5 protein-coding genes and 1 pseudogene are annotated in these 6,580 nt (G+C 64.6%); 4 read left to right on the top strand and 2 right to left on the bottom strand.

Features of this window, described 5'->3' with window-relative positions; translation table 11 throughout:
* The 3 genes from QZY07_RS22420 to QZY07_RS22430 form a co-directional block, all read left to right on the top strand.
* Nucleotides 1-430: endonuclease domain-containing protein (locus QZY07_RS22420; protein WP_295407715.1), on the top strand; the 430-nt coding region annotated here is incomplete at its 5' end.
* Complete coding sequence (locus QZY07_RS22425) at nt 431-3,229, top strand: phospholipase D-like domain-containing anti-phage protein (RefSeq protein WP_295407718.1); 2,799 nt, start codon at nt 431-433, stop codon at nt 3,227-3,229.
* A 144-nt stretch (nt 3,230-3,373) separates the two neighbouring features.
* Nucleotides 3,374-4,315 carry a neutral zinc metallopeptidase gene (locus QZY07_RS22430; protein WP_295407720.1) on the top strand — a complete coding sequence of 314 codons (942 nt, stop codon included), beginning with the start codon at nt 3,374-3,376 and terminating at the stop codon, nt 4,313-4,315.
* 86 nt (nt 4,316-4,401) lie between these two features.
* On the opposite strand, the gene QZY07_RS22435 is transcribed toward QZY07_RS22430, so the two are convergent.
* Nucleotides 4,402-4,665 carry a nucleotide pyrophosphohydrolase gene (locus QZY07_RS22435; RefSeq protein ID WP_363184699.1) on the bottom strand — a complete coding sequence of 88 codons (264 nt, stop codon included), beginning with the start codon at nt 4,663-4,665 and terminating at the stop codon, nt 4,402-4,404.
* Nucleotides 4,666-4,788: 123 nt separating this feature from the next.
* Nucleotides 4,789-6,183 (bottom strand): annotated as a pseudogene (gene argH / locus QZY07_RS22440) (argininosuccinate lyase); the annotation flags it as partial.
* Between the two features lie 129 nt (nt 6,184-6,312).
* On the opposite strand from argH, the gene QZY07_RS22445 reads away from it, so the two are divergent.
* Nucleotides 6,313-6,580: class I tRNA ligase family protein (locus QZY07_RS22445; RefSeq protein ID WP_295407723.1), on the top strand; the 268-nt coding region annotated here is incomplete at its 3' end.

A 6,580-nucleotide genomic window follows, 5' to 3' on the forward strand; every position in this document is an offset into this window, starting at 1 on the left:
CATGCACAAGAACCCACCGCTGCAACAGCAACGCGCCCGCGAACTCCGCCAAAACAGCACCGACGCGGAACGCTGGCTCTGGCAACGCTTGCGCAGCCGACAATTGCTCGGTCAGAAATTCCGCCGCCAGGTACCGGTCGGTCAATACATCGTGGATTTTCTCTGTCGCGAGTGCAAACTCATCGTCGAGATCGATGGTTCTCAGCACCAGCAACAAAAAGATTACGATGACAGGCGCACACAGTTTCTGGAAAGCCAGGGGTATCAGGTTGTGCGCTACTGGAACAACGAGGTGTTACAGCAGGGCGAGGCGGTTCTTGAGTCGATTATTCAGGCGTTAGCGAATGGATGCGGGCGCCCCCTCACCCCAACCCCTCTCCCCGCTGGGGAGAGGGGCTTAAGCGGCCGCGCCGATCCCGCGACGCTGTAGATGCCGCTCAAGCGCCATTCCAGCCGCCGCCAGCGACTCGATCAGACCGTGCTCAAGCAGCATCTGGAGGGGGCTGTGTCCTACGACCGCATCGCGGGCTATTTCCGCTCCAGCCTGTTCGAGATTGCCGGGGAGGCGCTCGCTCGGGTCGCCGGGGCGGTGCGGATCGTCTGCAATTCTGACCTCGATCCGCAAGACCTGATCACCGCTGCCGCCGCGCAGGCGGCGCTGCGGCGAAGCTGGTGCGCGGGTCGGCCAGAGGACGCGCCGCCCGCCGCACTGCCACGCTATCGGGCGCTGTATGAGGCACTGACCAACCAACGGATCACGGTGCGGGTGCTGCCCGATACGGCCTTTGGCCTGATCCACGGCAAGGCCGGCATCGTGCGGCGGGCGGATGGCTCGGCCACGGCGTTTCTCGGCAGTGTCAATGAAAGCGCCTCGGCCTGGAAGCTGAACTACGAACTGCTGTGGGAAGACGACGCCCCGGAAACGATTGCCTGGGTGCAGGAAGAATTCGACGCGCTCTGGAACGATGCCCGCGCCGTGGATCTCGCCTGCTGTCCGTTCATCGCGCAGGACGTGCAGCGCATCCTCACGCGCCGGGTCCTCGAACCGGCGGAGGTGTCGGCGTTGGCCGATCCGGGGGCGGTCGCGGCGGCGGCGGCAGTCGAAATGCCGGTCTATCGCCGTGACCAGGGCCTGTGGCCGCATCAGAAGTATTTTGCCCGTCTGGCGCTGGAACGGCACCGACTCGGCGGCGCGCGCCTGGTGCTGGCCGATCAGGTCGGCTTGGGGAAAACCGTCCAGCTTGCGATGGCCGCGCTGCTGATGGCTCTGGACGACCCCGAGGGCGGCCCGATTCTGGTGCTCGCCCCCAAGCCGCTGCTCCAGCAGTGGCAGGATGAATTGATGGAGTTGCTGTTGCTGCCGTCGGCGCGCTGGACTGGCCGCGCCTGGATCGACGAGAACGATCTGGAATATCCGTCGGATGGCGTGAAATCGCTGGGCAAATGCCCGCGCCGCATCGGGCTGGTCTCGCAGGGGCTAGTGGTGCGCGGGCTGTCGGAGGCGGTCAATCAACTGCTGGGCCGGCGTTATACCTGCGTGATCGTGGATGAAGCGCATCGCGCCCGCCGCCGCAAGGTGCCGAAGGTGGACGCCGAGGCCGACGAAATCGACGAGCGGGCGGAACCGAACAAGCTGATGGCGTTTCTGCGCGAGATTGGCCCGAAGACCAAAAGCCTGCTGCTGGCCACCGCCACGCCGGTCCAACTGCATCCGGTCGAGGCGTGGGATCTGCTGCACATCCTGTCTCACGGGAACGAGGGCGTGCTGGGCGGTTGGACGCAGACCAGCCCCTGGTTTCGCCCCAGCCAGTGTCTCGCCATCGCCACCGGCAACGCGGCGGTGCCGACCGCCGATGTGCGCGATGGCTGGCAATACGTCCGCGACCCGCTGCCATCGCGGGTGGAAGACCCGGCCTTCGACCGCATCCGCCGCAGCCTGTATGCCAGCGATACCCGCTGGCAGTTCGCGCCCGAGAGTCTGGCGCAAATGTCGACCGCCATTCAGCGCGTGCAACTTCAGCATGGACTGCTGCCCGACTACGGCGACCGCTTCAATCCCTTGCTGCGGTGCATCGTGCGCCGCACCCGCGCTTATCTCGAAGCCACCGTCAATCCCGCCACCGGCGGCTACTTCCTGCCCAAGGTCCGAGTGAAGCTGTTTGGCGAGGAAGAGGCGGGGGCGCTCGTGCTGGGCGGTTATCTCCGCGAAGCCTATCAGGAGGCCGAGACCTTTTCCCTGCTCCTCCAGCAACGGGTAAAGGGCGCGGGCTTCTTCAAGACGCTGCTGTTACGGCGTTTGGGTAGTTCGATGGAAGCCGGACGCCGCACCGTCAGCAAGCTCCTCGGTGGAGAGATCGAGGCGCCGGACGATGAAGACGAGGATGACGCCGAAGAAGACACCTCGGCGCAACTCGGTCGGCCAGTACAGGGCGTCAGCGACTTCAAGGACTTCAACGACGAGGAACGCGGTTCGTTGGAGCGTTGTCTCAAGCTGCTGCGCGAGGGCGGCAATCACGATCCCAAGCTGGACGCGCTGATTGGCTATCTGCGCGGCACCCATCCAGGCGTGACCCGCGGCTGGCTGGAGCTGGGCTGCATCCTCTTCTCGCAGTATTACGACACCGTGCGCTGGGTCGGCGACGAACTGGCCCAGCGCGCCGAGTTTGCGGGCCTGGAGATCGGGCTCTACGCGGGCAGCGATCGTTCCGGTTGGTGGCGGGATGGCCGATTTCAGCGATGCGACCGCAATCTGCTGAAAGAGCGCGTCCGCGCGGGCGACCTCAAGCTGCTGCTGGGTACCGATGCGGCGTCGGAGGGACTGAATCTTCAGCGCCTGGGGACACTCATCAACATCGACTTACCCTGGAACCCGACCCGATTGGAACAACGCAAGGGGCGCATCCAACGCATCGGCCAGGCGCGCGACGAGATTTGGATCGCCAATCTGCGCTATCGCGATTCGGTCGAGGATCGCGTGCATCAGGTACTGGCGGATCGTCTCGAAGCGATTCATGACCTGTTTGGCCAGATCCCCGACACGCTCGAAGGCGTGTGGGTGCAAGTGGCGCTCAACGACGAGCAGGCGGCGAATCGCCTCATCGACCGGACGACAGCCACGCGCAATCCCTTTGACGCGAAATACAGCAAGGTCGAGGATGCCGATTGGGAAACCTGCTCGTCGGTTCTGAATGGATACACGACGAAGGAGCTGCTGTCACGGGGATGGTAGGAGCGGGAATTGCTGGTAGGGCTTCATCGTCCTTGACATCCTCCAGCCTCTTTCGGAAGGATAAGCCGAAACCGCCTCGATCATGACGGACATCGTTGCGAGTCATCGATCAGGTCGTCATCCACCCATCCAGGGAGACACATCATGCGTTGGCGAACGGGCAGACGAAGCGACAATATCGAGGACCGTCGGGACAGCGATTCGGGGAATCTCCCGTTCGGAACTCAGCGCCCGCTGCGCGTGGGACGCCGGGTCGGCGTCGGCGGCGGTCTCGGGGGCTTGCTCCTGGTCATTGTCCTGTTGTTCCTGGGTGTCGATCCCAGCCTTCTGCTCACCGACTCCGGCCAGATCGCCATCCCCCAGCAGGCACCGATAGAGCCAAGCGGTCGGTCGCCATTCGAGCCCGGTCCGTCTCAAACCACGAATCGGCGCGCCTCGGGTCAGGACGAACTGGCGGATTTCGTCTCGGTGATCCTGGCCGATACCGAGGATACCTGGGGCGCGATCTTCAGGGAGCGAGGCGAACGCTACAGTGACCCCAAACTGGTGATGTACACCGGCATGACCCGCTCCGCCTGCGGACTCGGCAAGGCCGCCATGGGCCCCTTCTACTGCCCCGCCGACCGCAAGGTCTATATCGATCTGGATTTCTATCGCGAGCTGCGCGACGGCCTGGGCGCCCATGGCGACTTTGCGCAGGCCTACGTGATCGCGCACGAGATCGGCCATCACGTCCAGAATCTACTCGGCATCTCCGATCAGGTCGACGCGCTGCGCCAGCGGGCGAGTCAGACCGAGGCCAATGCGCTCTCGGTGCGGCTGGAACTTCAGGCCGACTGTTTCGCCGGACTCTGGGCGAAACGCGCCCATCAGGCCCGCGACATCCTGGAACAGGGCGACATCGAAGAGGGCCTGAACGCCGCCTCCGCCATCGGCGACGACCATCTTCAGCGTCAGAGCCGCGGCTATGTCCGCCCGGACAGCTTCACGCACGGCAGCTCGGCGCAGCGGGTGCGCTGGTTCAAACGCGGTCTTGATGAGGGCACGCTCGCCGCCTGCGATACCTTTGCAGACGAGCGGCGATAAGACAACGGCACCTGGGACCGCCGACTTGTCGGCGGCTGTTCACAACCAAACGACCGACAGAAGACCGCCCACACCGACAACCCCGCTCAATCCGGATACTCACCCGCCCGCCGCGCATCCCCGCGCACCTTCTCCGCCGGATACCGTTGCTCGTTGATCGCGATTTTTTCCTCGGCCGCGGCAATCAGATCCACCCCCAGCCGTTCGGACAGACGGATCAGATACAGCAGAATATCCGCCAGCTCATGGGCAACCTGCCGCTTTTTCCCGTCCTCCAGCGCGGCACTCTGGGTCTCCGTGAGCCACTGAAAATGCTCCAGCAACTCGCCAGCCTCGCCGGCGAGCGCCATGGCGAGATTCTTGGGCGAATGAAACTGCTCCCAATCGCGCTCGCGGGCGAACTGGAGCAGACGGGCGTTGAGCTGGTCGAGACTGGTTGGATGCGGGTTGGAAATCTCCGCAAGGTTCTGACCCGCAGCGTTCAACCGCTCCCGCCCGCGCGCGATCGCCGCGCGCACCTGGGCCGGAGCCGTGCCGCCGAGGTGATCGCGCGCCGCGACCGATCCCTCCAGCGTCAACACGGCAAAGACCTCCTCGCCGATGGCATCCGAGAACTGACGCAACTCGACCAGCGTCAGATCGGCCAGATCGCGCCCCTCGCGTATCCCGAGCGCGACCGCCTTGCCGACGATCTCGTGGGCGTCGCGGAAGGGGATGCCCCGGCGGACCAGATAATCGGCCAGATCGGTGGCGGTGCTGAAGCCCTGTTTGGCGGCGGCGCGCATCCGCTCGCGGTTGCAGGTCAGGTTGCCCATCATGTCCGCGTAGACCTTGAGCGAACCCTTGAGGTTGTCGACGGTGTCGAACAGCGGTTCCTTGTCTTCCTGATTGTCCTTGTTGTAGGCCAGCGGCTGACCTTTCATCAGGGTCAGCAGGCCCATCAGATGACCGAAGACGCGCCCGCTCTTGCCGCGGACCAGTTCGGGCACGTCGGGGTTTTTCTTCTGCGGCATGATCGAGGAGCCGGTACAGAAACTGTCCGAGAGATCGACGAAGCCAAACTGGGCCGAGGACCAGAGGATGAGTTCCTCGGAGAAGCGCGACAGATGCATCATGAGGATGGCCGCGTCGGCGGTGAATTCGATGGCGAAGTCGCGATCCGAGACGGCATCGAGCGAGTTTTCGGCCGGGCGGTCGAAGCCGAGCAGTTCGGCGGTGTAGTGGCGATCGATGGGGTAGGTCGTCCCGGCCAGGGCGGCGGCGCCAAGCGGCATCACGTTCATCCGCCGACGGCAGTCGGCGAGACGCTCGCGGTCGCGCTCCAGCATCTCGAACCAGGCCAGCAGGTGATGACCGAAGGTGATGGGCTGGGCGACCTGAAGATGCGTGAAGCCGGGCAGGATGGTGTCGGCCTCGCGCTCGGCCAGATCGAGCAGCGCCTGCTGGAGTCGCACAATCGCGGCGCGGATGGCGTCGATCTCGTCGCGCAGCCAGAGCCGCACGTCGGTGGCGACCTGATCGTTGCGCGAGCGCCCGGTGTGCAGCTTCTTGCCGGCCTCGCCGATGTCGGCGGTGAGCGCGGACTCAACGTTCATGTGAACATCCTCCAGCGGGATCGACCAGACGAACTCGCCGGCATCGATGCGCGCGCGCACCGCTTCCAGACCCGCGACGATGGCGTCGCGCTCGGTCGCGGTCAAGATGCCCTGACGGGCGAGCATGGTGGCGTGGGCGATCGAGCCCTGAATGTCACAGCGGTACAGCCGCCGGTCGAAGTCGACGGAGGCAGTGAAGGCCTCGACGAAGGCGTCGGTCGGCGCGTTGAAGCGCCCGGCCCAGGGTTTGGCGGATTGGGTTGGCTCATTCATGCGGGGGTCCAACGAGTGGCAAAGAGGCGATTCTACACGCTCATGACGAATCGCTGACCGCCGGCGGGCACTGACTGTCCATCGGTTATAATGTGCAATTTCGCGCGCGCGACCACGAGCCTGACCACCATGCTGGATAAAAACTACGACCCCCAAACCCTCGAAAAAAACTGGTATCGGTCTTGGGAGGAGCAAGGCTACTTCGTGCCGGCCGCGACCGCGCGCAACGAAGGGGACAGCGCCTATTGCATCATGATCCCGCCGCCCAATGTGACCGGCAGTCTGCACATGGGGCACGCCTTCCAGGACACCATCATGGATGCGCTGGTCCGCTACCATCGGATGAAGGGCGACCGCACGCTCTGGCAGGCGGGTACGGATCACGCGGGCATCGCGA

Origin of the sequence: uncultured Thiocystis sp., from assembly GCF_903866365.1 — a bacterium.
Taxonomy (GTDB): Bacteria; Pseudomonadota; Gammaproteobacteria; order Chromatiales; family Chromatiaceae; genus Chromatium.